General features: G+C 69.4%; 25 protein-coding genes and 1 pseudogene. 10 read left to right on the top strand and 16 right to left on the bottom strand.

Annotation, left to right across the window (positions count from 1 at the left end):
* Positions 1 to 191: 191 nt before the first annotated feature.
* Positions 192 to 1,076 (bottom strand): LysR family transcriptional regulator, encoded by an 885-nt coding sequence (locus tag AB0E02_RS01095; RefSeq protein WP_362134599.1) that lies wholly within the window; start codon positions 1,074 to 1,076, stop codon positions 192 to 194.
* 76 nt (positions 1,077 to 1,152) lie between these two features.
* On the opposite strand from AB0E02_RS01095, the gene AB0E02_RS01090 reads away from it, so the two are divergent.
* Positions 1,153 to 1,872, top strand: a complete 720-nt coding sequence (locus tag AB0E02_RS01090; RefSeq protein ID WP_362134597.1) for a hypothetical protein — start codon at positions 1,153 to 1,155, stop codon at positions 1,870 to 1,872.
* 94 nt (positions 1,873 to 1,966) lie between these two features.
* Positions 1,967 to 2,917 carry an alpha/beta hydrolase gene (locus AB0E02_RS01085; protein ID WP_362134595.1) on the top strand — a complete coding sequence of 317 codons (951 nt, stop codon included), beginning with the start codon at positions 1,967 to 1,969 and terminating at the stop codon, positions 2,915 to 2,917.
* A 261-nt stretch (positions 2,918 to 3,178) separates the two neighbouring features.
* On the opposite strand, the gene AB0E02_RS01080 is transcribed toward AB0E02_RS01085, so the two are convergent.
* A complete protein-coding gene (locus tag AB0E02_RS01080) occupies positions 3,179 to 3,400 on the bottom strand; it encodes a hypothetical protein (RefSeq protein WP_362134593.1) in 222 nt (73 codons plus the stop codon).
* A 192-nt stretch (positions 3,401 to 3,592) separates the two neighbouring features.
* Entirely contained in the window at positions 3,593 to 4,513 is a 921-nt protein-coding gene (locus tag AB0E02_RS01075) for a helix-turn-helix domain-containing GNAT family N-acetyltransferase (RefSeq protein WP_362134591.1), read from the bottom strand.
* Positions 4,514 to 4,679: 166 nt separating this feature from the next.
* On the opposite strand from AB0E02_RS01075, the gene AB0E02_RS01070 reads away from it, so the two are divergent.
* From AB0E02_RS01070 to AB0E02_RS01060, 3 genes are all read left to right on the top strand, one after another.
* Positions 4,680 to 5,210 carry a hypothetical protein gene (locus AB0E02_RS01070; RefSeq protein ID WP_362134589.1) on the top strand — a complete coding sequence of 177 codons (531 nt, stop codon included), beginning with the start codon at positions 4,680 to 4,682 and terminating at the stop codon, positions 5,208 to 5,210.
* A gap of 102 nt (positions 5,211 to 5,312) precedes the next feature.
* Complete coding sequence (locus AB0E02_RS01065) at positions 5,313 to 6,356, top strand: S66 peptidase family protein (RefSeq protein ID WP_362134587.1); 1,044 nt, start codon at positions 5,313 to 5,315, stop codon at positions 6,354 to 6,356.
* Between the two features lie 92 nt (positions 6,357 to 6,448).
* Positions 6,449 to 7,009 (top strand): isochorismatase family cysteine hydrolase, encoded by a 561-nt coding sequence (locus AB0E02_RS01060; protein ID WP_362134585.1) that lies wholly within the window; start codon positions 6,449 to 6,451, stop codon positions 7,007 to 7,009.
* Between the two features lie 337 nt (positions 7,010 to 7,346).
* Here the strand turns inward: AB0E02_RS01060 and AB0E02_RS01055 are convergent, their stop codons facing one another.
* Together AB0E02_RS01055 and AB0E02_RS01050 are read right to left on the bottom strand one after the other, a co-directional pair.
* Complete coding sequence (locus AB0E02_RS01055) at positions 7,347 to 7,982, bottom strand: GNAT family N-acetyltransferase (protein ID WP_362134583.1); 636 nt, start codon at positions 7,980 to 7,982, stop codon at positions 7,347 to 7,349.
* A gap of 73 nt (positions 7,983 to 8,055) precedes the next feature.
* On the bottom strand, positions 8,056 to 8,610 hold the full coding sequence (locus tag AB0E02_RS01050) for a GNAT family protein (RefSeq protein WP_362134581.1): 555 nt from the start codon (positions 8,608 to 8,610) through the stop codon (positions 8,056 to 8,058).
* 51 nt (positions 8,611 to 8,661) lie between these two features.
* Here AB0E02_RS01050 and AB0E02_RS01045 point away from each other — a divergent pair, with 51 nt between their 5' ends.
* Entirely contained in the window at positions 8,662 to 9,252 is a 591-nt protein-coding gene (locus AB0E02_RS01045) for a TetR/AcrR family transcriptional regulator (RefSeq protein WP_362134579.1), read from the top strand.
* 59 nt (positions 9,253 to 9,311) lie between these two features.
* Here AB0E02_RS01045 and AB0E02_RS01040 read toward each other — a convergent pair whose 3' ends face one another.
* Complete coding sequence (locus AB0E02_RS01040) at positions 9,312 to 9,977, bottom strand: response regulator (RefSeq protein ID WP_362134577.1); 666 nt, start codon at positions 9,975 to 9,977, stop codon at positions 9,312 to 9,314.
* Positions 9,978 to 10,178: 201 nt separating this feature from the next.
* Complete coding sequence (locus AB0E02_RS01035) at positions 10,179 to 10,910, bottom strand: SDR family oxidoreductase (protein WP_362134575.1); 732 nt, start codon at positions 10,908 to 10,910, stop codon at positions 10,179 to 10,181.
* Between AB0E02_RS01035 and AB0E02_RS01030 the strand changes: the two genes are divergently transcribed.
* From AB0E02_RS01030 to AB0E02_RS01015, 4 genes are all read left to right on the top strand, one after another.
* Positions 10,863 to 11,384, top strand: a complete 522-nt coding sequence (locus tag AB0E02_RS01030) for an MBL fold metallo-hydrolase (RefSeq protein WP_362134573.1) — start codon at positions 10,863 to 10,865, stop codon at positions 11,382 to 11,384. The two genes, AB0E02_RS01035 and AB0E02_RS01030, sit on opposite strands and share 48 nt — an antisense overlap.
* Positions 11,385 to 11,647: 263 nt before the next feature.
* Positions 11,648 to 12,139: a hypothetical protein gene (locus AB0E02_RS01025; RefSeq protein ID WP_362134571.1), complete on the top strand. Its 492-nt coding sequence runs from the start codon at positions 11,648 to 11,650 to the stop codon at positions 12,137 to 12,139.
* Between the two features lie 11 nt (positions 12,140 to 12,150).
* Positions 12,151 to 13,062, top strand: a complete 912-nt coding sequence (locus tag AB0E02_RS01020) for an ABC transporter ATP-binding protein (protein ID WP_362134569.1) — start codon at positions 12,151 to 12,153, stop codon at positions 13,060 to 13,062.
* Entirely contained in the window at positions 13,062 to 14,687 is a 1,626-nt protein-coding gene (locus AB0E02_RS01015; RefSeq protein ID WP_362134567.1) for a hypothetical protein, read from the top strand. Before AB0E02_RS01020 ends, AB0E02_RS01015 begins: the two co-directional genes overlap by 1 nt.
* Positions 14,688 to 14,829: 142 nt before the next feature.
* Here AB0E02_RS01015 and AB0E02_RS01010 read toward each other — a convergent pair whose 3' ends face one another.
* The 9 genes and pseudogenes from AB0E02_RS01010 to glyA all read right to left on the bottom strand — a co-directional run bounded on the left by AB0E02_RS01010 (position 14,830) and on the right by glyA (position 24,053).
* Positions 14,830 to 15,255 carry a hypothetical protein gene (locus AB0E02_RS01010; protein WP_362134565.1) on the bottom strand — a complete coding sequence of 142 codons (426 nt, stop codon included), beginning with the start codon at positions 15,253 to 15,255 and terminating at the stop codon, positions 14,830 to 14,832.
* A 351-nt stretch (positions 15,256 to 15,606) separates the two neighbouring features.
* A pseudogene (locus AB0E02_RS01005) lies at positions 15,607 to 15,783 on the bottom strand (transposase); the annotation flags it as partial.
* A gap of 134 nt (positions 15,784 to 15,917) precedes the next feature.
* Positions 15,918 to 16,436, bottom strand: coding sequence for a GNAT family N-acetyltransferase (locus tag AB0E02_RS01000; protein ID WP_362134563.1), 519 nt, complete (start codon positions 16,434 to 16,436; stop codon positions 15,918 to 15,920).
* Positions 16,437 to 16,717: 281 nt separating this feature from the next.
* Positions 16,718 to 17,602, bottom strand: coding sequence for a formyltetrahydrofolate deformylase (purU, locus tag AB0E02_RS00995; protein ID WP_362134561.1), 885 nt, complete (start codon positions 17,600 to 17,602; stop codon positions 16,718 to 16,720).
* 72 nt (positions 17,603 to 17,674) lie between these two features.
* A complete protein-coding gene (soxG, locus tag AB0E02_RS00990; protein ID WP_362134559.1) occupies positions 17,675 to 18,328 on the bottom strand; it encodes a sarcosine oxidase subunit gamma family protein in 654 nt (217 codons plus the stop codon).
* A complete protein-coding gene (locus AB0E02_RS00985) occupies positions 18,321 to 21,206 on the bottom strand; it encodes a sarcosine oxidase subunit alpha family protein (protein ID WP_362134557.1) in 2,886 nt (961 codons plus the stop codon). Before AB0E02_RS00985 ends, soxG begins: the two co-directional genes overlap by 8 nt.
* The gene (locus tag AB0E02_RS00980; RefSeq protein ID WP_362134555.1) at positions 21,203 to 21,499 is read right to left on the bottom strand and encodes a sarcosine oxidase subunit delta; all 297 of its coding nucleotides are present in this window, start codon (positions 21,497 to 21,499) and stop codon (positions 21,203 to 21,205) included. Before AB0E02_RS00980 ends, AB0E02_RS00985 begins: the two co-directional genes overlap by 4 nt.
* Positions 21,500 to 21,522: 23 nt before the next feature.
* Positions 21,523 to 22,743 carry a sarcosine oxidase subunit beta family protein gene (locus AB0E02_RS00975; RefSeq protein WP_362134553.1) on the bottom strand — a complete coding sequence of 407 codons (1,221 nt, stop codon included), beginning with the start codon at positions 22,741 to 22,743 and terminating at the stop codon, positions 21,523 to 21,525.
* Positions 22,740 to 24,053, bottom strand: a complete 1,314-nt coding sequence (gene glyA, locus AB0E02_RS00970; RefSeq protein WP_362134551.1) for a serine hydroxymethyltransferase — start codon at positions 24,051 to 24,053, stop codon at positions 22,740 to 22,742. Before glyA ends, AB0E02_RS00975 begins: the two co-directional genes overlap by 4 nt.
* Positions 24,054 to 24,132: the final 79 nt, after the last annotated feature.

Here is a 24,132-nt window from a genome sequence, read left to right as displayed (position 1 = left end):
AGGTCCATTTCGCAGTGCACGCGGCTCATCTCAGAGGCAGGTTCGGAGCTTTCGGCCGTTGTCGCACGGGGACTTCCGGAAGCCCCTGTTGTGCGGCAGATGCTCGGAGCTTGGAACCGGCCACCGCTGCGACGCCCTGCATTGCACTCACGCCGAACTCATCAGCCAGGCCACCGGGGACGCGGATGCTGTTACGGCAGGCACAGGGTCTCGGCAAGTTCGGCGGCCGGGGCACTCGGGTTACGGGGGTGGAGGAGTTCGGTGCGGTGCACGAGTCGAGGTTCGGTGATGGGTACGGCCGCGACGCCTGGCATGCCGGCGGCCATGGGTAGGGCTACGGTCGCGAGTCCGGCATTGGCGGCCACCAGGGCGCCGAGTGCCTTGATATCGCTTCCGGTGTAGGTGAGTTGGGGGCCGAAGCCGTCGCTCTGGGCTGCGGCCCGTAGCTGGGCCAGGGGCACGGCTGCGTCGGGGGCGTCGATCCAGCGAGCGGCGGCGAGGTCCGGCAGCCGCAGTGCGGAACGTCCGGCCAACGGGTGGGTGGCGGGCAGCAGGACTGCGAGAGGCTCCTGGGCGATCGCGAAGGCGGTGAGGGGGCCTGCGTCGGGCAGCGGAAGGGGGTCACTGGGCGCTGCCGCGCCATCGACCAGGGCGAGATCGGCCGCTCCGGCCAGCACTGCCTGGACTGCCTGACTGCGGGCGCCCACCTGTACCGAGACCGCCAGCTGTGGGGCCGCGGTCCGGGCGCGTACCAATGCGTCCGCGACGACGGGCGTCAGGGCACCGGGGGCGCACGCCACTGCGAGTCGTGCGGGATGCGTCTTGCTCAGTCGGGCGATATCCGCCCGTGCCGCCTCCAGGCGCAGCAACAGCGTTCGGGCGTGTTCCAACAACCGCTCGCCCGCCTCGGTGGGGGTGACTGGGCGGCGGGTGACCAGCGGCGCGTCCAGGTCGGCTTCGAGGGCGGCGATGTGCTGCGAGACGGCGGACTGGGTGTAGCCCAGGCCCCGGGCTGCGGCGGAGAAGGAGCGGTGGTCGACCACGGCGACGAAGGTGCGAAGCTGCTGCGGGTCCATGAGTATCAGTATTGCTGATACCGAGTGCAGAGATCATCGTTGGACGCGATGCAGCTCGGCGGCTCAGGATGGCGGCATGACCCACACCGCCCGCATCGCCCTGGTCGGCGACCGCTCGCCCCACGTCCGTTCCCACACCCGTATCCCGGGCCTGCTCGACGCGTTGCGCGAGCGTGACGGCCTGGACCTGGACGCCTACTGGATCCCCACCGAGGATGCGACGGACGCCACGGCGCTGGCCGCGTTCGATGCGGTGTGGATGCTGCCGGGCAGCCCGTACCGCAGCGAGTCCGGCGCGCTGGCAGCCATCCGCACCGCCCGCGAACACCGCATTCCCCTTCTCGGTACCTGCGCCGGCTTCCAACACGTTCTGCTCGAATACGCCCGCAACGTGTGTGGCCGGTCGACGGCGACGCATGCCGAAAACTCGCCGGACACGCCGGTGGAGGACGCTGTGGTGGTGCCGCTCGCCTGCTCGCTCGTCGGCCACGAGGGCACGATCGAGCTGGTCGTGGGCTCGCTCGCCGAGCAACTGATAGGAGCCGAGCGGTCCATCGAGCGCTACCACTGCAACTTCGGCGCCAGTCCCCATTACGTAAAGCTGCTGCGCGACCAAGGGCTGCAGTTCACCGGCGCCGATTCCGAAGGCGAGGTACGCATCGCGGAACTGCCCGGCCACCCGTTCTTCCTCGCCACCCTCTTCCAACCGGAACTCGCCGGTGACGGCAGCCGCCCGCATCCCCTCATCCGCGGCCTGGCCGCCGCGGCCGTGACGCACGCGGCGGCCACGGCATGACCGGAGTCAAGCGTCCTCTGGTCCAAGAAAAGGTTCCTGAGCAGAAGACTGGCCCCGGGCAGGTCGTTCGGATCGAGGTGGCATCCTGGCCTGCATGGCCGAACCGATGGACCCCGCGTTCGCGGATGCCGAACTGACCGCCTTCATCGAGGCCGTTCGGCACGACCCTGGACCTCCCGCCCGTGCCGTGGGCGCGGTGGAGTTGCGGCGCGCGCAACGACTACGCGCTGAAGCCCGGCCGCCGGGCCCCGAGATCGACCATGTCGAGGACCTCACGGTCGGCTCGGCTGCCGTGGGGGCCCGCCTCTACCGGCCTTCGGTGGTGTGCGGGCCGCTGGTGGTGTTCCTTCATGGCGGGATGTGGACGATCGGCGATCTGGAGTCGCACGACCGCGTTTGCCGTCGATTGGCACTCCGGACCGGCGCGGCTGTGCTCAGCGTCGACTTCCGCCGGGCTCCGGAGCACCCGTGGCCGGCTGCCGTCGATGACTGTGTGGATGTCCTCCGGTGGGCAGCGGCCGGTGGCGATTCCCGGGTCGGCGTCGACGGTCCGATCGTCGTCATGGGTGACAGTTCCGGTGGGAACCTCGCCGCGCTCGCCTGTCTGCGTCTGCGCGATGAAGGCGGACCGCTGCCGACCGCCCAGGTCCTGGCGTATCCCAACACCGATCTGACCCTGTCCTGCCCCAGCGCGCGGTCGAAAGCCACGGGTTGGGGCCTGACGGTCGACGATGTCGCGTGGGGCGCCGAGCAATGGGTCCCGGAGCCGTCCCGGCGCGCTGACCCCAGGGTCAGTCCGCTGTACGCCGCAGACCTCGGTGGGCTGCCGCCCGCCGTTGTCGTCACCGCGGAACACGACCCGCTTCGGGATGAGGGCGACGCCTATGCCGCCCGGCTTGCCGACGCGAACGTTCCCGTCAGGCACCGCTGCGAGGCCGGGGTGGTCCACGGATTCCTCACCCTTGACACCCTTTCTCCCGCCGCCGCGCAGGCGGGAGAAAGGCTCTTCGCGGACGTCGCCGACCTGCTGGACCTCGTTCGGTGACGTCCCGTCAAGCAGCGACTTCTCGGCACGCTTTGTGCTCCGGAGCATGGAGTCCGCGGCCGGGCCGTCGGCCGGCATGCGGTCGTTGGCGGTGCGGCAGGGTGGGATGTTGTACACGCTGATGCCACGCGGGCTCAGGTCCTGACCAGACCACGCACCAGTCCGGCGATGGCCGCCTTGGTCATGGCATACCGCAAGCGCAAGCACGCTGCGCAGCAGCGGCAGTAACAGCGGCAGTGGCAGCACCAGCGGCAGTGGCCGTCAGGTTCCTTCGGGCGCGCGTTGGTCGGCGCCGCGGTACGAGGTGCCGTCCCCGAGGACGAGTCGCAGCGCTGTTTCCGCGACGTTTTGGAGTTCGGCGCGCGGGACGCCGGAGGCGGCGGCCTGGACGGTGATGCCGTCGGTGATGGTGTGCAGCAGCCGGGTCAGGGTTGCCGGGTCGGCTCCGGCGGGCAGGTCGTCCAACTGCTCCAGGCGTCCCACCCGCTATCACCGCCTGCTGGCCACCCTCGAACGCTCCGCCGCGAACGGTTCCCAGGAGACGCTCGTCGACGGACCTTGACGCACCTGCCCTGCGCGGCGCTGACCCGTCACGCCGCGCGACGGCCCATGGCACGCAATGAAGTTGACATGGTCGGCGCTCTGGAACGCGTACGCCCGGCTGCTACCGCCGCCTCACCGACTCGGACGGTCTTCGTTTCGGGTGAGGCGCTTTTCGAACCAGTGGTGGGCGTAGGGCTCGTCGTTGAAGGCGGGGACCTCGGTGTACCCGTTGTTGCGGTAGAGGCGGGTGGCTGCTTCCAGGGCTTTGTTGGTGTCGAGCCGTACGAGATCGCTTCCGTGCCGGGCGGCGCGTTCCTCAAGTTCGGAGAGGAGGCGCCGGGCCAGGCCGAGCCCTCGGGTACGGGGGCAGACCCACAACCGCTTGATCTCCGCGGGGGCTCCGGCCGGCAGCTTGAGCCCGCCGCAGCCCACCGGCTCGCCGTGCAGCCGGGCGATGAGGAACAGGCCGCGGGGTGCGCGCAGTTCGCCCGGGTCGGGCAGCAGGCTGTTTGCGGGGTCGAAGCCGCCGTCGAAGAGCTCCTGCAGTTCGGTGGCGTAGGACCGCAGGCAGTACACGGCGTCCGGGTGGTCGGGGTCGAGCCCTTCCAAGGAGACCACCGAAGCGGTCAGCAGTCGCTCGACCTCTGCCATGGCCGAGGTCAGCTGGTCCCGCTGCCGAGCGTCGAGTGGGTCGAGGAGCGATGCGGCGAGTGCGTCGCTGCGATCGTCGAGAAGAGCGCGCTCCTCCCGCCCGGCCTCGGTCAGCCGAACGGTCCGTACCCGCCGGTCGTGGGGATGGGGCTCGACGGCGACGAGGCCGTCGTGCTCAAGCGCCCGGAGCAGCCGGCTCACATAGCCGGAGTCGAGGCCGAGCCGGGCCCGTACGCTGCGGACGTCGTGCGTGCCCTCGTCGCCGATCTCCCAGAGCAGCCGGGCCTGCCCGTAGGGGCGTGCACCGCCCAGATAGTGATCGTGCAGCACTCCCACACGCTCGGCGACCGTCCGGTTGAAGCGCCGTACCTGCCCCACCTGCTCTACCTGATCCGTCAGCATTCTCTGACCTTAGTCAGGTAAGCCCCACGCGCGCGACACGGTCATATTCCATCCCCAGCGCGCAGAGCCGGACTGCCGGGACAGTTCTCTTGGCGGACCACTGCTGTGGCCGAGTGACGAACCGTGGCCCGAATGCTTCCTGCCCGACGAGAACAGCCCTGCCGGCGTGCCTGCCACGGCCATGGTGTCGGTCGCGCAGATCTTGCGTCGCGACGTGCCGGGACCCTGGTGGCCCGCCGGCATCGACCTCTTGCAGATCCATAGGTGTCCCAATGAACACTGGGATCCGCCGGCCCAGCAGGCCGACGTCAGCCCTGTGCTTGAGGTGCGATGGCGTCGGGCCGCTGACGTGATCAGCCCATGGACGACCCCGCCGCCGCCCTCACGGTACGAGGAGGACGGCTACCTGCCGCAGGCGTGTGCCCTCACCGCCGAGCACGTGACCGACTCTCCTTTCCGTGAGGAGGTGCCGGCAGAACTCCGCCCGCGGCTTGAGGACCTGGTCCGCGAGACCGGCGACGGCGGTGACTGCATCACCCGCCTCCCCGGCTGGAAACTCGGCGACTGGCCAACCTGGCACCTGTCGCACCCCACAGTCTTCGCCTGCGGCACAGAGCAACAGCTCGGCCCCCTGCCCATCGACGCCCTCAAGACCGCTCCCATCCTCCGCGACGTCAAGCGCCTCACCACAGCCTGAATCCACCGCTGGAGATCCCGGCCACGGCGTCCCCCTCTCACGCCGCCCTGCACGCTGGGAAATTCACGGCCACTCCGTGGGGCCCTTCTGTAGTGTCGCGCCATGACAGCGCCTCTGTACCCCGCGAAGCCCGAACCAGGTGACACAGTCGCCGTCGTCTCACCGTCCAGCGGACTCGCCGGCATCCTGCCGCTGCCCTTCGAATGGGGCCTGCGGCGGCTGCGCGAGGACTTCGGCCTGAAAGTCGTGGAATACCCGACCACCCGGAAGATGAACAGCACCCCGCAGGAGCGCGCGGCCGATGTGCACGCGGCGTTCGCCGACCCAGAGGTCAAGGCGGTCATCACGAGCATCGGCGGGGACGATCAGATCACGCTCCTGCCGCACCTCGACCGCGACCTGCTGCGCGCCCACCCCAAGCCGTTCTTCGGATACAGCGACAACACCAACCTGCTGGTCTACCTCGCCAACTGTGGCATCGTCGCCTACCACGGCGGCACCGTCATGGTCGAGCTGGGGCGCCCCGGAGCGATGCACCCGCTGACTGAGGCGTCGCTGCGCGCCGCACTGTTCACCTCCGGACCGTTCGAGCTCACGGAGCCGAAGGAGACCCGGACCGAGGACAAGCCGTGGCAGGACCCGGCCACGTTCGAGACCGAACCCGCCATGGAGCCGGCGGACGCCTGGACGTGGCACAACGCTGACCGGGTCGTCGAGGGCCGTGCCTGGGGAGGGGAACTGGAGATCCTGTCGTGGCTGATGATGGCCGACCGCGAGATCCTTCCGGCGGATCAGTACGCCGGGCGCGTGCTGTTCGTGGAGACCTCGGAGGAGATGCCGCGGGACGAGACGGTCTACCGGATCCTGCGCAACATGGGCGAACGCGGGCTGCTCCGGCAGTTCTCCGCGCTGTTGGTGGGGCGTGCCAAGGCCTGGTCGTTCCAGAATCCCCACAGTGCGGATCAGCGCGCCGAGTACCGGAGCGCCCAGCGCAAGGCGGTGCTGCGGGCGCTGTCCGAGTACGCCCCGGACATGCCGGCGGTATTCGACGTCGATCTCGGCCACACCGACCCGCAGGTGGTGATTCCCATCGGCGGCACGGTCAGGATTGACGGACCAGAACGTCGGATCACCGTCACGTACTGACCGCGCCCACACCGGCTCGCCCTGCCCAGGCCTGTGTCCCACCTTGCCCAACAGCCGCACCACCACCAACGAACTGCCTTCCTGGAGACGACATGAGCAGCGCCCTTCTCGTGATGGACGTCCAACAGGCGATCGTGGACCTCGTCGACGACGGCTCCGGATACCTGCCACGCCTGCGCAGGGCGATCGACGGGGCCCGGGCGGCGAACATTCCCGTGATCTACGTGGTCATCGCGCTACGGCCCGGCTTCCCGGAAGTCGGCACGCGCAACAGGCCGCTGGCCGCCATCGCACAGGCTGGACTCTACGTCGAGGGCGCCCCGGGCACGGAGATCCACCCGGAGGTCGCGCCCCGGCCGGGCGACGTGGTGGTCACCAAGAGGCGGGCGAGCGCGTTCTCGGGCAGCGATCTCGATGTGGTGTTGAGGGCACGCGGTATCGACAGTCTCGTGCTCACCGGCATCGCCACCAGCGCGGTGGTGCTGTCCACCCTGTGCCAGGCGAACGACCTGGACTTCGGCCTCACCGTCGTCTCCGACGCCTGTCTGGACACCGACCCGGAGGTGCACCGGGTCCTCATCGAGCGACTGTTCCCGCAGTGGGCGGACGTCGTCACCGTCGAGGAATGGGTCAAGACGACCGTCCTTCCATAGCGGCGGCCCAGCCGAGGCGCCCGGGTGAGCCGCACGTCCAGAGCGGCTCTCCCGGGTGAGCCTGGCACCTACAGATTCAACTGGCGTCGGATGCGTTTCGGTGACACATGACGAGTACGTGCAGCTACCGAAGCGTCATGCAGGACTACTGGCGTGTGGAGTGTCGGCCGCTGGCGCCGGGCAGGTGACCGCCCCGGCGCCAGCGGTCGGCGTCTCCCCAACGTCTCCGCCCCCGAGACGACGAGACCACCCCGTCCTACCAAGCCCTCTCACCCTCGCAGAATTGCCGATCTTGACTTGACAACTGACGCTGACACAGGGCGCCTCCACAAACCCGTCACATGGGCAAGGACAACAGTCGTACGCGTCCCGACGGCCACGGCTCATCATCGTGCAGTGAGATGACCATCGTGCGCAGTGGCATCACTACCAGGCGGGACTCGGGCTGCTCCACGAGGACCTCGCCGTCGAGGCGGCGCCAGCCGAGCCGGCGATACAGCGCTTCCAGGGGTGGTCGGCAGAACAGGAGGGCATGGCGCGGGCCCATCGTGCGGGCGTGTTCCAAGGCCGCGGCGATGACTTGGCGGGCGAGGCCACCGCCGCGTACATCAGCGGCCACCGCCACCCCGCCGGCACCCACGACCTCGGTCAGCGTGTCGTCGATCGTGAGCGGAAGTCGCACCAGACCTGCGTGCGCGACAAGTCGTGCGCCGTGGCGGATGCCGAAGTGCTCGTCCTTGCCGCGCCACGTGAGGCCGGTCTCCGCAACGCTGAACGGATCACCGGTGTCGCCAAGGATTTCGTTCTGCTCGGCTCGCGTATAGCGGTCCAGGCGTATGGCGGGAGGCGCCGGAGAGTCCGAAGAGTTCGGAGCATCCGGGCAGTTCGGAGAGCCCGGGCAGTTCGGAGAGTCCGCAGAGTCCGGGGAGCCCACAGAGTCCGGGGAGCCCGGGAAATTTGAGTTCTTGGTCATTCCCGCATCATGATCCACGCGAGCGCGGGCCAGCCATCGGGGCGGCGGATCTGGCTGACCGAGCCGTCGCCGGTCAGTGACCACCCCGGGCTCGCCATTCGGGAGCAAGGACCGCCCAGATCTGCTTGTCGTGGCGGACGCCCTCGTACGGCCATGCCTCGCGTCGTACGCCCTCCAGGGTCATGCCGAGCCGCTTGGCCACGGCTGAGCTGCGGTCGTTGTCGGCCCGGCAATGCCACTCGGCACGGTGCAGTCCCCGGGAGGTGAACGCCCAGTCCAGCAACATGCTGCACGCCTGCGTGATCAGGCCGTGGCCCTCGGCGGACGGCTCCAACCAGCAGCCGATCTCACATATGCCGGCAGCGGCATGGAAATCGGTGAACATGACCCCGCCGACCAACATTCCACCCCGCCAGATGCCGTAGAGGCGGGCGCCGTCGCCGGCCTGGCGTTCGGCATAGCGCCGGAGCGTGGCTCGCGCTCCGTCCACATCGTCGGTGACGAACGCGGGCCCTACACAGGGACGAATGTGTTCGCGAGCCCGATCCAGATGGTCGGCGAACTCCTCGGCATGCCAGACCTCCAGCGGACCGAGGCGAGCACCGTCGCACAGCGGCAGTGAGAACATGAGGACCTCCCCATTCACATAACAAACGTTACGGCAATGTACCGTGGGAGCATGCCACGCACCAAGGGAGATCACGAGGCCCGCCGACGCGACGTCTCCGAGGCGGTTTGGCAGGTCATGGCGACACGCGGTTTCGCCGGCCTGACGCTGCGCGCCGTCGCCGCCCAACTCGGAGCGACCACCGGCCTGCTCACGCACTACTTCCCCACCAAACAGGCATTGGTGGAGTACGCCCTTGACCTCCTCGAACAGCGCACCCTCTCCCGTCCCCGCCGCCAAGCGGGCGAGGGCCTGGCCGCCGTCAGGGACGCACTGCTGGACATCCTGCCGCTGACCCCTGAGGCCACCGACAGCAACCGAATCTGGGTCTCCTCCTGGGACGCCGCACTCTCCGACCCCGCGCTGAGCACCGACTACGCCCGCAAGTACGCCCAAAGCCGCGACCGGCTGAGCGAGCGGGTGGCCGCAGCCCAGGCAACCGGCGAACTCCCCCCAGGCAACCCCGAACACATCGCGGCCGGCGCCCAGGCCTTCACTCTCGGCCTGGTGGTCCAGGCGCTGTTCGCGCCGGCGGAGTTCCCGCCGCAGCGGCAGATCGAGCTACTTGACGACTACCTGGCCACCCTGACGGGTCCCCGCTGATCCCACGACGTTCACTCGGCGCGACTGACGCCACGACGCGATCACGAAGTGGCACCGGCCTACTGGCCGGTCGCGTACTCATGCGGGAACTCCCCCACCTTGCGCAACAGTGTGAAGAGGTGAGTGGGTGAGGTGGTGATGTCATTGACACCAGCTGCCAGGATCTCGGCACGCTTGGCAATTGCCTGGCCTGAAGCGTAGATGAATACCGGGACGTCGTAGCCACGCGCCCGAATCTCCCGGGCAAGCTCCGTACCAGCATCCGGGTGAAGACTGCCGTCCTCTTTCCGTGCCATGTTCGAGATGACCGCGTCGAATGGCGGCGCCGCCGCCGACAGGGCATCGATTCCCTTATCCGTCGACTCGACCTGCACCACGTCCACGCCCAGGGCCTGCAACTGAGCGGCCTCGTAGGCGTTGTTCGACGGGTGGTCGTCCACCCACAGGACTCTTCGCAGGGGGCGGAGAACACTTCTGTTCTCCAGCCCGGCGTATTCGGGAGAGGCACTGACCGACGCCAGCTTCCCCTGAATATCAGCCGTGGTCTTCAAGACCTTTTCGGAGACCTCCTGAACCGTCAGCTCCGCCGATCCGACCTTCACGGTGAATCCCCGGGAGTCAATGATTTTCTTGATGGTGGGGAAGAGTCGCCAGATCACCAGGCCGGCGAGGAGTGGCCATGCCAGAGTGGAAAGTGCACTCAACAGATCTGCGAAAGTTTTCATGACACCCTGGCCCTGTGAGGCGAAACAAGGCGATGGTCCCACCACATCGAGCTTGCCATCGCCCGGCACGCGCGTCCGGCGAGCCCAATGGCCCAACCATGACACCAACGGGGGCCATGCCGGAGCTGGCCACCGTCCGCAGGGCCGCCCGGCCAAGGGGAGAAGCCCCCTCGACCGAGGGTGGGGAACCGTGCTTGCCACTCAGCTGAGCTGGCCGGTGGGCATGATGGTGACCTGCTGGAGGTTGACCCGCGGCGGAAGGCTCGCGACGAAGCCGACGGTCTCTGCGATGTCCTGGGGCGTGAGCCACTCCATGGTCTGCTTGGAGCCCTCCAGCCATTCCAACGCCCCCGCGTCGGTGACATGGCTCTGCAGCTCGGTGCCCACGATGCCCGGTTCGAGCGCCGAGACCCGGACGTTCTTCACACCCAGCTCGGCTCGCAGGTGCCGGGAGAGATGGGTGACGTATGCCTTGGTCGCGGAGTAGACGGCGAAGGTCGGGAAGATGTTCTGCGCGGCGATCGACGACGTGTTGACCAGGTCGGCCACACCTCGCTCCCCGGCGGCCGCCACCAGCTGCGGCGTGAACGCACCGATGACGTTCATCAGGCCGGTGATGTTCAGGTCGATCTGCCGCTGCCACTGATCGGTGGCCAGCTCCTCGACCGGGGCCGGAAGCATGACACCCGCGTTGTTGAACAGCAGGTCGGCACCGCCGAGCTGGGACGCCACCCGGTCCGCGGCCGCCTGTACGGCCGCGGCGTCGGTCACGTCGACCGCGAGGGCCAGCGCCTCGCCGCCGTTCTTCTCGATCCGGGCGACCAGGTCGTCCAGCCGCTCGGCACGCCGCGCCAGGACGACGACACGGGCGCCGAGCCCGGCCAGGTGCTCGGCCGAGGCCTCACCGATACCGCGGCCGAGCTCACCGCCCACGGCCTCCCCCGCCGGGCCATGGGCCTGTGGGAGACCACGACCATCGGGCCGTTCACCATCGCGGCCGTTCCCGCCGTGGACGCCCTCGGTGACCCCCAGGTCTCCTGGACCGTCGAAGCCGACGGCACCCGCGTGATCCACCTGGGCGACACGATGCACCACGGCTACTGGTGGCGGGCCGCTCACCGCTACGGCCCCTTCGATGCCGTCCTCACCCCCATCAACGGGCCGACCGTCTGCTTCCCGCACTGCCAGCCGCCGAGCCCCTACCCCTCCGCCCTCGACGCCCGGCACGCCGCTGTCGCCGCCCGCCTCCTCCAGGCGAGAACCGCGATACCGATCCACGACGACGGCTTCCATGCCGAGGGCTTCTACACCACCCGGCCCGACGAACTCGCCCGCTTCCTCGACGCGGCCACCGGCGAGCCGTACGAAGTCCCCGCCCCGGGCCGGGGTGAAGAGCTGAGCCTCTGATCCGCTGCCCATCCCCCGTCGGGAAATCTCAACGCCGTTGTCAACGGGGCGACTTGGATGGCTGGCACCGACCCGATCCAAGCGCACCTCATCAGTGCCTGGGCCGCCGAAGCCGCCCCGTCACCCGCCAGAGCAGGCGCAGGCACGCGGACCGGTCACCGGATATCTGCCGAACGGCAGATGTCTTTGGACCTCGGAAAAACCATGCTGGGAGCCATCTACCAAGCTTTCCGGAGGTCCACGTGCTCAGCCCTGGTTCGTCGATGCGCAGTGTGTCCAGGAGCATCCTGGCCGCTGTCGCCCTGACCTCGCTGGCCGCCGTCTCGGGCTGCGCCGACGCCAAGGAGGCGACACCCGAGACGAAGCGCTTCTCGCTCGCCGGCTCCACGCTCGATGTGCGGGCCCATGGTGTCCCCACCGACCTCGTCGCAACGCACCGCAAGGACGTCAAAGTCACCCGCTGGTTCGACGTGGGGACCGGCGCCGAGCCGCACTCCAGCTGGGAGCTCAAGGGCAAAACCCTGGACCTGAATGCCGGGTGCTCCCGGTTCGCCAACTGTGATGTGCGCTTCCGCGTCGAGGTGCCGAAGCCGGTGAAGGTCCTGCGCAACGGCCGTGCCACGCACCTCAAGGGCACGCAGCTCAAGGCCACGCAGCTCAAGAGCACGCACCTGAAGGACGCGCATCTGACTGGCACGCATACGCCCGCTTCCGCGCCGCTTTCCGGTGTGCGGGCCCAGGCCCACGGGGCGTAGGAGGACACAGCATGCTCGAACTCGTTGACATCACCAAGGTCTACCGGGGCGGCAAACGGGCCGTGGACGGTATGACGATGCGGCTGGAAACCGGGATGCTGGGGCTGCTCGGTCCCAACGGGGCCGGCAAGTCCTCGCTCATGCGGATCGCCGCGACCGTGACCCGGCCGACCAGCGGCCAGGTCCTGTTCCACGGTACGGACGTGGTGGCCAAGCCCGACGTGCTGCGCCGCACCCTCGGTTACCTCCCGCAGGACTTCGGGGTCTACCCCAACCTCACCTCTCGTGAATTCCTCTCCTACCTCGCCGCCGCCAGGGGCCTCTCGGCCCGCTCCGCCCGGGCCCGCATCGACGAACTGCTGGAACTGGTCAACCTCACCGAGGCGGTCAGGCGCCCGCTCGGGAAGTACTCGGGCGGCATGCTGCGACGGGTGGGCATCGCCCAGGCGCTGCTTGCCGACCCGAAGGTGATCATCGTGGACGAACCCACCGCCGGCCTCGACCCCGAGGAGCGGGTCCGCTTCCGCAACCTGCTGAGCGACCTCGCGGCGAACCGCGTCGTGATGCTCTCCACGCACATCGTCTCCGACGTCGAGTCCGTGGCCTCCGACATCGCGGTGGTGGCCGGGGGACGACTGCTGCGGCGGGGGTCGCCGGAGGAGCTGCTGGCCGTGGTCGAGGGCTGCGTATGGGAAGTCCTCGTCGACCCGGCGGACCTTCCCGCCATTCAGCAGGGGCAGATCGTCAGCAGGTTGATCCGCACGTCGAGCGGGGTGCGCGTACGACTGCTGACCCACGCGCCGCCGTACGCCACCGCGCAACGGGTCGAGCCCGACCTTGAGGACGCCTACCTGGCCATCGTGAACCACGCGACGCAAGCCGTGGTGCCGACCGCTCCCGCCGAGCAGACGGGATGGCAGTGATGTTGCAGACCCTCATCAGGCTCGCCCTCGGAGACTTCTGGGACCGCGTGCGACGGCCGGCGTACGCCGTCATCCTGATCGCCGCGGTCGGGCTGGGCTACGTCGCCACACCGGCCAAGGAGGCCGGCTGGGTGGTCGTGCAGATCGGCACCTACCGCGGCACCTACAACAGCGCCTACATCGGCATGGTCGTCGCGCTGGCCGCAACGGTCTGGCTCTCCCTCGGCGGCTTCTACGTCGTACGCAACGCCATCTCACGGGACGAGAGCACCGGCGTGGGCCGGCTCCTGGCGGCGACGCCGCTGCGGACGTGGGCCTATCTGCTCGCCAAGTTCCTCAGCAGTGTGCTGGTGCTGTCCTCCATGCTGGGTGTCCTCGCGGTCACCGCGGCCGTCATGCAACTGGCGCGCGCCGAGTCCATGACCGTCGACCCCGTTCAGCTGCTCAGCCCCTTCCTCCTGATCGCCCTGCCGCTGATGGCGTTCACCGCCGCCGCGGCGCTTCTCTTCGAGGCGATTCCGCTGCTGAGGGCCGGCCTGGGCAACGTCCTGTGGTTCTTCATCTGGGCGTTCATCGCCCTCGGCGGGCAGTCCCCCCACGCCCCGCTCGGCGGGATCGGAGTATCCAGCGTCGTCCGGTCACTGGCCGCGGACATGAAGGCGCAGGGCATCGATCCCCATCACGTCGGGGAATTCAGCCTGGGACTCACGGTGGTGGACAAGCCCCTGAAGACCTTCCTCTGGCACGGCTTCGACCTGAGCCCCGGATTCCTCCTCGGCCGGTGCGCACTGGTGGTCATCGCCCTGGCACTCGCGCTGCTCCCCGCCCTGTGGTTCCCCCGGTTCGACCCGGCGCGAGCGGGCGCCCTCGCGACCTCCGGAACGGACCCCGGTAGCACACCGGAGGGCACCGCGACACCCGCGCCGGTCATGTGGAACGACCGTACGAGTACGCAGGCCGGGTCCGCCGGATTCACCACCATGCCCCAGGCCTCGGTGCGCTACGGCAATCCCGCACTGCGTCTGCTCCTGGGAGAAGTCCGCATCCTCGTCCAAGGCACGCCCCGGTGGTGGTGGGCCGGTGTTCTCCTCCTCACCGTCGTCGCCCAGATGGTCACGCCGGCCACCGGCGTGACACGGATTCTGTTGCCGTTGGCCTGGATCTGGCCGGTGCTCATCTGGTCCCGACTGGGCACCCAACGCCACGAATTCGGTGTCGAAGCCATCCTCGGCGCCTACCCCGCGGCGCGCATTCGGTTGGCCGCGGAATGGGCAGCGGGCTTTGTCCTCACGGCCGTCGCGGGCATCGGACCGGCGCTGCGCATGTGCACCGGAGCTGACGCCCAGGGCCTGGTCCACTGGTTGTGCGGAGCGCTCTTCATCCCCTCCTTCGCCCTGGTGCTGGGCACGCTCAGCCGGACCCACCGCCTCTTCCAGTTCGCCTATCTGCCCCTGTGGTACGGCACGGTGAACGGCATCGCGCCGGTCGACTTCATGGGCGCGATCCGGACCGGCAACGGATCCCCGGCCGGTATGCCACCGGCATTCGTGCTCCTGAGCGCGGCAGCGATGCTCGGCATCGTCTTCTTGTCGAGCGCTGCCCGTCGCGCGAGAGCGAGCATCTGACCGCCCGGGGCCCCAACGGGGTCGTACAGGCCGCCGTCACTCGCGCCCGCGGATGTGCCCACAGCGACCGTCGACCGTGGGGTCCGGGGCACCGCCGTGTCATCAACGGCTGTGCTGACTGCCCATGGCCACCTCGCTGGGCTTAGCGAACCGCGACCTTCGCCACCGCAGAGGTCCTCTCGCGTACCGGGTGATGGTCGTTCGGGCTGGTCAGGCCGTACAGAACCGCTCGGTATTGCTGGGTGCCGCGGTGCGCGGCCTTGACGTGTGCGGTGGCCCGCGCGTCGGTGCCCGTGTCGACCACGGCGCCGCAGGTCACCCGGTGCCACGCCTGCCCGCCGCTGCGGCCCTCCAGGCATATCCGCAGGTAGCTGGCAGCATCGTCATCCCCGCGCGCAATGACTGTGAAGGCCTTGCCGACGTGCGCCGTGTGCGGCGCCGTGATCTCCACACTGCCCTTGGCGAACGCCGGCACGGCGGCCAGCGCCACCGAGGCCAGACCCAGCGCGCCGACCACGGCCACACGACCGCTCCGCGCCCTCATCCCGGTCTTCTTCGTCCTGGTCATGGACTTCCCTCCCCTGGGTCTCCCGCACATGGTGAGACCCACCCGTTCGCGTAGGCGCCTGGTGCGCCTCGCTGACTACCCAGATGAGCCGGCCGCCCCGCCCGTTGCGCCCTACCCGGCACCTTTACCAATCCATGACAAAGCAACCGGACCGGGCGGATCCCGCATCAAAGTGAAAAGCCACTGAGGCGGTCAAGTCGCCACGAGGGAAAGGGAAGGGGCCAGCCCGTCATCGGACCGCATCGGGCCCCCACCGGACCGCATCAGGTCCCCATCGGACCGCAGCGGTCCCCATCGAGCCCCCTCGGGCCGCATCGGGCCCCATCGAGCCGCGTCGGACCGGTCCGGCCAACTCTTCCACGGCCCGTACCGTTCGGGCAGGTCCCGCCAGGCAGCCCCGGTGGGCAGCTTCCACAGGATGCCGTTGACGACCTGGCGGCGATCTCGCACCGGGCGGCCCATTCGCGGCGGAGCCAGCAACGGCTCGATCACCGCCCATGATTCATCGGTCAGTTCATGTCGGCGCACCACGTACGGCCCAACGAAACAACCACTTTGCGGACGCGGCCTAGCGGGACGGCAGCAGCGCCCTGGGCGTGAGCCCGCCGTAAGACGGCTGGTGAGGCCCTGCCTCCTCACCACAGGCGTCAACTCACCTTGGATTAACCGTCGGTCAGCGCACCGGGCCGAGTCCGGAAATCCTCAAGACTGCGGAGGTATGACAGGCCGGGGCGACCAGAGAGTTGCCTCTCGCCGACGACCGCGAACCCTGAGCGAGCCAGCACGGCCCGCGACGCGGCATTGTCGAGCGTGGCCGCAGCCTGCAAGAAGGTCAGCCCGTAGCTGTTGGCAGCCAGGTCGCACAGCTTACGCAAGGCTCTGGTGGCCAGCCCCTGGCCTGCGGCACGCTCCGCGATCCGGTACCCGAGCTCGGCACCGCCATCCGCCACATCCACGAGGTTGATACGTCCCAGCACCTCGCCGTCGGCGTCAATCAGCACGTGGAAGTAGCAGACACCAGCCTCCTGCTCGGCCAGCAGGCCACGCAGCCGCTCGTCGAACCGAGCGAAGTAGTCATCACCTCGGTCGGGCACAGACGCGGCGAAGTAAGCCCGGTTCTCCTGCTCGAAGGTGAGCAACGCGGAGGCATGGCCTGGACGGAGCAGCTGCATTTCGGGCATGACCACGAATATAGGGAACCCGACCGCCGCCCGGCTTCTCTTTTATTGGCAGCCTCGCACTCCGGTCACTTCGGCAGTGTGATCGCGGGCACTGACGCACCTGATTGCCTGTTGCGAACAGTAGATCTTAGTCGTGGATGATCAGGTCTTGTGGGCCGTGGTGATCTGACAGACGGCATACGATGACGAGGCCCCAAAAAAGGGGAACTTGAACCTGCAGAGCATCCCGTTGCGCACCCGCGGAACCCACGGCCCGCGGGTGCGAGGGAGCCGTCCGGGCGTCAGCGGAGAACCACCGTGCGTCGGCCCTGGACGAATACGCGGCCCTCACAGTGCCACCGGACCGCTCGGGCCAGGGCTGCCGACTCTGCGTCGCGGCCGATGGCGGCCAGGTCGTCAGGGGTGTGGCTGTGGTCGACGCTGATGACCTCCTGGGCGATGATCGGGCCTTCGTCCAGGTCGGCGGTGACGTAGTGGGCTGTCGCGCCGACGAGCTTGACGCCGCGGTCGTGTGCCTGGTGGTAGGGCTTGGCGCCCTTGAAGCTCGGCAGGAACGAGTGGTGGATGTTGATCGTCCGGCCGGCCAGGCGGGTGCACAGGTCGTTGGAGAGGACCTGCATGTAGCGGGCCAGCACGACCAGGTCGACGTCGAACTCGTCGACGAACCGCAGGAGTTGGGCTTCGGCCTCGGACTTGGTCGAGGCGGTGACCGGCACGTGGAAGAACGGGATGCCGTGCCAGCCGACGAGTGCCTCGTGGTCGGGGTGGTTGGAGACCACGGCGACCACGTCGACGGGCAGGTCACCACTACGGGTGCGGAAGAGCAGGTCGTTGAGGCAGTGGCCGTGGCGGGACACCATGACGAGCACGCGGCGCCGGGTGCCGGCCGGTTCGAGGTGCCACCGCATCGCGAAGGGGGCGGCCACGGTGGCGAAGTCCCGGCGGAGGGCCTCGGTGGTGTTCTCGCTGCCGGAGGTGGCGAAGTGGACCCGCATGAAGAAATGGCCGTCGCGGCGGTCACCGAACTGCTGGTTGTCGATGATGTCGCTGCCGTGCTCGAGAAGGAACCGAGAGACGGCATGGACGATGCCGGGAGCCTCGGGGCAGTCGACGGTGAGGATGTGCTCGACGGGCGGCGCCGTGGCGGAAGCTGCGAGATCAGTCATGGTGTCAGCACTCGATTACGTTGAGGAGGGGGCCGATGCCGACCGAGTGGCGGTCGGACGCGCTGAGTGCCATCAGGGGACCTCGGGTCCGCGGTACTCGCGCATCGCATCGATGAGCCAGCGCGCCAGATAGTCGGCGAACGAGGAGCGTGGGAACAGCCGGTAGGTGGGCCGGTCGTCGACCTGCCAGAGCAGGACCGCGACGGGGCCCACCGTGGTCGACACGGCCTGGCCGGGCGCGAAGGACCGGGGGTGCAGGTCCAGTGGACAGCCCTTCTCCAGCACCTGCCGGGCGGCCGGGCCGCTCAGCTCCAGCGTGGTGCGGTTGGCCGAGACGTCCACGACCGAGCCCGGGGCTTCGGCGAGTGCCTCGCGCAACTCGGCAGTTACCGCGGTCGATTCGGCCTGGGACAGGACGAGCCACTCGTCGGGGCCGAGCCAGCAGACCGTGTGGGGGCCGGAGGCGGACGTCCGGCCGCACTGCCGCGGGAGGGATGCGCCCAGGGTCTTCTCGATGCGGGTGGCCGCTTCGGAAGCGGGGGCGACGCGCAGGTTCACCATGGTGAGGAACGGCCATTCGGTCAGCGTGACGCCGCGGGCGCCGGTGACGGCGGCGGCGCGGATCCGCTCGTCCAGATGCGCCAGCGGGCTTCTGCGCAGTGCGACGGGGCCTGCGTCTGTGCCTGCGCCTGCGCCTGCGCCTGGGTGGATTGTCGGCTCAGCCATCTCGCTTGGTCCCTTCGGGGTCGTAGAGGACGGGTTCGGTGACCTGGACGGGTACGAGGTCGTCGCCGACGGGGGCGAAGAGGGTGTCGCCGACGCGGTCCCGGCCGGCGGCGACCAGTGCGAGGGCGAACGGGCGGCCCAGCGCCTCGCTGTGGTAGCTGGAGGTGACGTGGCCGAGCATCGGCACCGGCCCGGCTTCCGGGGTGAGGGGCGCGTCGGGCGCGATGAGCTGGGTGCCCTCGGGCAGCCGGGTCGTGCGGTCGCTCGGTAGCAGGCCGACCAACTGCTTTCGGTCGGTGCGGGAGGTGTCGGCCCGGGAGTAGGACCGCTTGCCGACGAAGTCCTTCTGCTTCGAGACCACCCAGGACATGCCCGCGTCCTGTGGTGTGACGGTGCCGTCGGTGTCCTGGCCGACGATGATGTAGCCCTTCTCGGCCCGCAGGACGTGCATGGTCTCGGTGCCGTACGGCGTGATGTCGTACGGGCGGCCGATCGCATCGACCTCCTCCCAGACCGCCAGGCCGTACCACGCGGAGACGTTGATTTCGTAGGCGAGTTCGCCGGAGAAGGAGATCCGGCAGATGCGGGCCGGGACACCGGAGGCCAGGGTGGTCTCGCGGAAGGCCATGAACGGGAACGCTTCGGCGGACAGGTCGACGTCGGGCGCGAGTTGGGCGACGACCTCGCGGGAGCGGGGGCCGACGACGGCGATCGTCGTCCACTGCTCGGTCACCGACGTGCAGTGGACGTCGAGTCCGGGCCACTCGGTCTGCAGCCACTCCTCCAGCCAGTCCAGGACCCCGGCGGCGCCGCCGGTCGTGGTGGTCATGAAGTAGCGGTGGTCGTCGAGGCGCAGCGTCACGCCGTCGTCGAAGATCATGCCGTCGGGCTTGCACATGACGCCGTAGCGGGCCATGCCGGGCTTGAGCTTCTTGAAGGCGTTGGTGTAGATGCGGTTGAGGAACTCGCCGGCGTCCGCGCCCCAGATCTCGATCTTGCCGAGGGTGGAGGCGTCCATGAACGCCACTCCCCCACGGGCCGCGCGGCACTCGCGGGCCACGGCCGTGTCCATGTCCTCACCGGGCAGGGGGTAGTAGCGGGGGCGCTTCCACTGCCCGACGTCCTCGAACTCCGCGCCGTGCGCCACATGCCAGCCGTGGATGGAGGTGGTGCGCTCCGGGTCGAACAGCTCGCCACGCTCCCGCCCGGCGAGGGCGGCGAAGGCCACCGGCGTGTAGGGCGCACGGTAGGCCGTGGTGCCGATCTCCCCGGGTGACGCGCCCGCGCCGAGGGCCTCGGCGATCACCCCGATCGCATTGACGCCGGATGTCTTGCCCTGGTCGTTGGCCGTGCCGAGCGAGGTGTAGCGCTTCACGTGCTCGACGCTGCGCATACCGGCTCCGGTCGACCGCCAGACGTCGGCGACGGTGACGTCGCGCTGTAGATCGACGAAGTGGGTGTCCCAGACACCGGGCTCGCCGTCGGGGGCGGGCACCAGCCACACGGCACGCGTCGGGCCTGCGGGCCGGGCATCGCCGGGCGATGGAACGGCGATCGAGAACGCGGCGTCCGTCGCCGCCTGCGCACCGGCCCGCGCCCCTTCGGCCAGACAGCCGTCGAGGTCGTACGTCCCGCGCGCCGCACCGACCACCTGCTGATCCCGTACGTAGCCATCGGGCACGAAGGCGACCAGGTCCTCGTCCCAGCGCAGCCGGCCCTGGCGCTGGCTGTGCAGGTGCACGACCGGGCTCCAGCCGCCCGAGACCGCGAGCAGATCGCAGTCGAACCTCTGCGGCGCACCGGTGAGTTGGCAGTCGGCGTCGAGTGACTGGACGGTGACTCCGGTGAGCCGGCCCTCGCCCGCGGTGTCGACCACCGTGCTGCCCGTCAGCACCCGTAGCCCCGTCGCCTCGGCGACCTCGGCGGCACGGTGGGACAGCTCCGGACGCGCGTCCACGACGGCGGCGATGTCGATCCCGGCGGCGTGGAGATCGGCGACCGTGTCATAGGCGCTGTCGTTGGTCGTGCTCACCACGGCCCGCGAGCCCGGAGCCACGCCGTACCGGTTGAGGTACGAGCGCACGGCCGCGGCGAGCATGACTCCTGGCCGGTCGTTGCCGGCGAAGACCAGCGGACGTTCGTGCGCGCCGGTCGCCAGGACCACCTGGCGGGCGCGGAGGTGCCACAACCGCTGGCGCGAAACGCCCTCCGGGGCCGTTGCTGCGCCGAGATGGTCGGTGCGTGCCTGCAGGGCCAGCACGTAGTTGTCGTCGTACGAACCGAACGCCGTGGTGCGCGGCAGGACGGTGACCTCAGGAGCGGCGTCGAGCGCGGCGCGGATGTCGGCGACCCATGCGAGGGCGGGCTGCGCGCCGATGGTCTCGGTGCGTCCGGAGAGCAGCGCACCGCCGGGTTCGGGCTGGTCGTCGAGGAGGGTCACCCGGGCGCCGGAGTCTGCGGCAGCGGCGGCGGCCGCGAGCCCGGCCGGCCCGGCGCCGACGACCAGGACGTCGGTGTGGAGGTACTTCTTGTCGTAGCCGGCGGGGTCGGGGGCCGGGTCGAGCCGACCCATGCCGGACAGGGTGGTGGCCGACAGGCCTTCGTACAGCTCGACAGTCGTCGCCGGGAGCATGCCCTCCGAGCATGAACTACCCAGCTGCAGAAGGGCGTTGGGCTCCTCGACACCAGTGGCGACGATGCCGCGCGGGCGGCCGCGGTAGAGGGACGGCGCGACCTCGATGAGGCCGTTGGCCAGCATCGCGGAGGCGACGGTGTCACCGGGGTGGCCGGTCAGTTCGCGGCCGTCGACGGTGAACCGCAGGACGGTGCCACGGTCGACCCGGCCGCCGTGCCGGAGCCGGAAGTGCTGGTCGGTCATCGGTTCCCTCCGGCCTGGGGCAGTTCGGGGCGGGGTTCGTCGAGCCGGTAGACGGCGAGAACGTCGTAACTGACGGTGTCGCGCAGGACGTTGAACCAACGGCGGCAGCCGAGGCTGTGCATCCACCGCTCGGCGAAGGGGCCCTTGGGGTTGTCGCGGTAGAAGACGTACTGGGCCCACTGCTCGTCGGTGAGGTCCGCGGGGGTTTCGGGGTAGGGGACATGGGCCTGTCCGCCGTAGTGGTACTCGGTCTCGTCGCGCGGACCGCACCAGGGGCAGCTGATCAGCAGCACGGTGTCCTTCTCTCAGCGGCGTTTCAGTGGGCCACGGCTGCGGCGCCGTGTTCGTCGACCAGTGCGCCCGTGGTAAAGCGGTCAAGGGCGAAGGGGGCGTTGAGCGGATGGGGTTCGCCGGTGGCGATGGTGTGGGCGAAGGTCAGGCCGGCGGCCGGGGTGGCCTTGAAACCGCCGGTGCCCCAGCCGCAGTTGACGTAGAGGTTCTCGATCGGCGTGGTGCCGATGACGGGGGACGCGTCGGGGGTGACGTCGACGATGCCGCCCCAGGTGCGCAGCACATGCGCGCGGGCGAAGACCGGGAAGAGTTCGACGGCGGCCGCCATCTGCTGCTCGATCACATGGAAGGAGCCGCGCTGGCCGTACCCGTTGTACGCGTCGACGCCCGCGCCCATCACCAGCTCGCCCTTGTGCGCCTGCGAGACGTAGACGTGCACGTGGTTGGACATCACCACGGTGGGGTGCACCGGCTCGTGCAGTTCGGAGACCAGCGCCTGGAGGGGGTGGGACTGCACCGGCAGCCGGAATCCCGCCCGCTCGGCCAGCACGCTGCTGTGCCCGGCGGCCGCGAGGCCGACCCGGCCGGCGCGGATGCGGCCGCGGCTGGTCTCCACGCCGACGACCCGGTCACCGTCCTTGAGGAAGCCGGTGACCTCGCATCCCTGGATCAGGTCGACGCCCATGTCGTCGGCCCGGCGGGCGAGTGCCCAGGCAACGTGGTCGTGCTTGGCGATGCCGGCCCGCGGTTGGTACGTCCCACCGAGGACCGGGTACCGGGTGTCGGCCGAGACGTTGAGGATCGGGCAGACCTTGGCGACCTCGTCCGGTTCGAGCCATTCGGCGTCGACTCCGTTGAGGCGGTTGGCGTTGACCCGGCGTACGCCTTCGCGGACGTCCTGCAGGGTGTGCGCGAGGTTGAGCACGCCGCGCTGGCTGAACAGGAAGTCGTAGTCCAGCTCTTCCGGCAGCTGCTCCCACAGCTTGAGCGCCCGCTCGTAGATCGCGGCGCTCGCGTCCCACAGGTAGTTGGAGCGGATGATCGTGGTGTTCCGCGCCATGTTGCCGCCGGCCAGCCAGCCCTTCTCCAGGACGGCGACATTGGTGATGCCGTGGTGCTTGGCGAGGTAGTAGGCGGTGGCCAGGCCGTGACCGCCGGCGCCGACGATGACGACGTCGTACGAGGAGCGCGGCTCGGGGTTGCGCCAGAGCCAGTCGGGGTGCTCCGGGAGGGATGTGGTGGTCATCCGGCGAATCCGTTCCGGTCGGCGTACAGGGGGAACTTCCCGGCGAGCGTGGTGACGCGGCTGCGCAGCTCAGCGGTGTGCTCGTCGGCGCGTTCCGCCTTGAGGGCGAGCGCGACGATGTCGGCGACCTCGCGGAACTCCGCGGTCCCGAAGCCCCGGGTGGCCAGGGCCGGGGTTCCGATCCGCAGCCCGGAGGAGACCATCGGCGGGCGGGGGTCGAACGGCACCGCGTTGCGGTTGACGGTGATGCCGATGCGGTGCAGCCGGTCCTCGGCCTGTTGCCCGTCGAGAGCGGAGTTCCGCAGGTCGACGAGGACCAGGTGGACCTCGGTGCCGCCGGTCAGCACGGTGATCCCGGCCTCGGCCACGTCGTCGGCCAGCAGCCGTCCGGCCAGGATCCGGGCGCCGTCGAGGGTGCGCTGCTGGCGCTCCTTGAACGCCTCGCCCGCCGCCACCTTGAAGGCCACCGCTTTTGCCGCGATGACGTGCTCCAGCGGACCGCCCTGCTGGCCCGGGAAGACCGCCGAGTTGATCTTCTTGGCGAGCTCGGCGCGGCTGAGGATGACACCGCCGCGGGGGCCGCCGAGGGTCTTGTGCGTAGTGGTGGTCACGACGTCGGCGTACGGCACCGGGCTCGGGTGGAGACCCGCGGCCACCAGACCGGCGAAGTGCGCCATGTCCACCATCAGGTACGCGCCCACTGCGTCGGCGATCCGCCGGAACCCGGCGAAGTCCAGGCGGCGGGGGTAGGCCGACCACCCGGCGACGATCATCTTGGGCCGGTGGGCGAGGGCGAGCTGCTCGACCTCGTCCATGTCGATGCGCATGTCGGACTCGCGCACGTGGTACGGCACGACGTTGTACAGCTTGCCGGAGTAGTTGAGCCGCATGCCGTGGGTCAGGTGACCGCCGTGCGCGAGGTCGAGGCCGAGGATCGTGTCACCGGGCTTGAGCAGCGCGAACATCGCGGCCGCGTTGGCCTGGGCGCCCGAGTGCGGCTGCACGTTCGCGGCCTCCGCGCCGAACAGTTCCGTCACCCGCTCGATGGCCAGCTTCTCGATGACGTCGACGTGCTCACAGCCGCCGTAGTAGCGGCGGCCCGGGTAGCCCTCGGCGTACTTGTTGGTCAGGACCGAGCCCTGGGCCTCCATGACGGCGGCCGGGGCGAAGTTCTCCGAGGCGATCATCTCCAGGGTCGACTGCTGACGGTGGAGCTCTGCGTCCACCGCGGCGGCGATCTCCGGGTCGATCCTGCTCAGCGGGAGGGTGAGGGGAGAGGCGACCGTGGCGATCGACGGGTTCGTTGCCATCTGCACACCATTCTGGGAGCCAACTAAAGAGCAACTGATATATCAGCCTGTGCGTTAAGGTATGGGAGCTTGCTGAACA

This window comes from Streptomyces sp. NPDC048196 (assembly GCF_040652715.1).
GTDB lineage: Bacteria > Actinomycetota > Actinomycetes > Streptomycetales > Streptomycetaceae > Streptomyces > Streptomyces siderophoricus.
The sequence above is the reverse complement of the archived record's forward strand: the minus strand, read 5'-3'. Positions and strand labels throughout refer to the sequence as shown.

Excerpts from the sequence above, each read along its gene's own strand:
- AB0E02_RS01085 (WP_362134595.1), top strand. The coding sequence starts at position 1,967 with ATGGCCGAACCGATGGACCCCGCGTTCGCGGATGCCGAACTGACCGCC.
- AB0E02_RS01060 (WP_362134585.1), top strand. The coding sequence starts at position 6,449 with ATGAGCAGCGCCCTTCTCGTGATGGACGTCCAACAGGCGATCGTGGAC.
- AB0E02_RS00975 (WP_362134553.1), bottom strand. The coding sequence starts at position 22,743 with ATGACCACCACATCCCTCCCGGAGCACCCCGACTGGCTCTGGCGCAAC.
- AB0E02_RS01025 (WP_362134571.1), top strand. The coding sequence starts at position 11,648 with ATGCGCAGTGTGTCCAGGAGCATCCTGGCCGCTGTCGCCCTGACCTCG.
- purU (WP_362134561.1), bottom strand. The coding sequence starts at position 17,602 with ATGACTGATCTCGCAGCTTCCGCCACGGCGCCGCCCGTCGAGCACATC.
- AB0E02_RS01045 (WP_362134579.1), top strand. The coding sequence starts at position 8,662 with ATGCCACGCACCAAGGGAGATCACGAGGCCCGCCGACGCGACGTCTCC.
- AB0E02_RS01050 (WP_362134581.1), bottom strand. The coding sequence starts at position 8,610 with ATGTTCTCACTGCCGCTGTGCGACGGTGCTCGCCTCGGTCCGCTGGAG.
- AB0E02_RS01055 (WP_362134583.1), bottom strand. The coding sequence starts at position 7,982 with ATGACCAAGAACTCAAATTTCCCGGGCTCCCCGGACTCTGTGGGCTCC.
- AB0E02_RS01095 (WP_362134599.1), bottom strand. The coding sequence starts at position 1,076 with ATGGACCCGCAGCAGCTTCGCACCTTCGTCGCCGTGGTCGACCACCGC.
- AB0E02_RS01065 (WP_362134587.1), top strand. The coding sequence starts at position 5,313 with ATGACAGCGCCTCTGTACCCCGCGAAGCCCGAACCAGGTGACACAGTC.
- AB0E02_RS00985 (WP_362134557.1), bottom strand. The coding sequence starts at position 21,206 with ATGACCGACCAGCACTTCCGGCTCCGGCACGGCGGCCGGGTCGACCGT.
- AB0E02_RS01000 (WP_362134563.1), bottom strand. The coding sequence starts at position 16,436 with ATGCCCGAAATGCAGCTGCTCCGTCCAGGCCATGCCTCCGCGTTGCTC.
- AB0E02_RS01010 (WP_362134565.1), bottom strand. The coding sequence starts at position 15,255 with ATGACCAGGACGAAGAAGACCGGGATGAGGGCGCGGAGCGGTCGTGTG.
- AB0E02_RS01090 (WP_362134597.1), top strand. The coding sequence starts at position 1,153 with ATGACCCACACCGCCCGCATCGCCCTGGTCGGCGACCGCTCGCCCCAC.
- AB0E02_RS01075 (WP_362134591.1), bottom strand. The coding sequence starts at position 4,513 with ATGCTGACGGATCAGGTAGAGCAGGTGGGGCAGGTACGGCGCTTCAAC.
- soxG (WP_362134559.1), bottom strand. The coding sequence starts at position 18,328 with ATGGCTGAGCCGACAATCCACCCAGGCGCAGGCGCAGGCGCAGGCACA.
- glyA (WP_362134551.1), bottom strand. The coding sequence starts at position 24,053 with ATGGCAACGAACCCGTCGATCGCCACGGTCGCCTCTCCCCTCACCCTC.
- AB0E02_RS01020 (WP_362134569.1), top strand. The coding sequence starts at position 12,151 with ATGCTCGAACTCGTTGACATCACCAAGGTCTACCGGGGCGGCAAACGG.
- AB0E02_RS01040 (WP_362134577.1), bottom strand. The coding sequence starts at position 9,977 with ATGAAAACTTTCGCAGATCTGTTGAGTGCACTTTCCACTCTGGCATGG.
- AB0E02_RS01015 (WP_362134567.1), top strand. The coding sequence starts at position 13,062 with ATGTTGCAGACCCTCATCAGGCTCGCCCTCGGAGACTTCTGGGACCGC.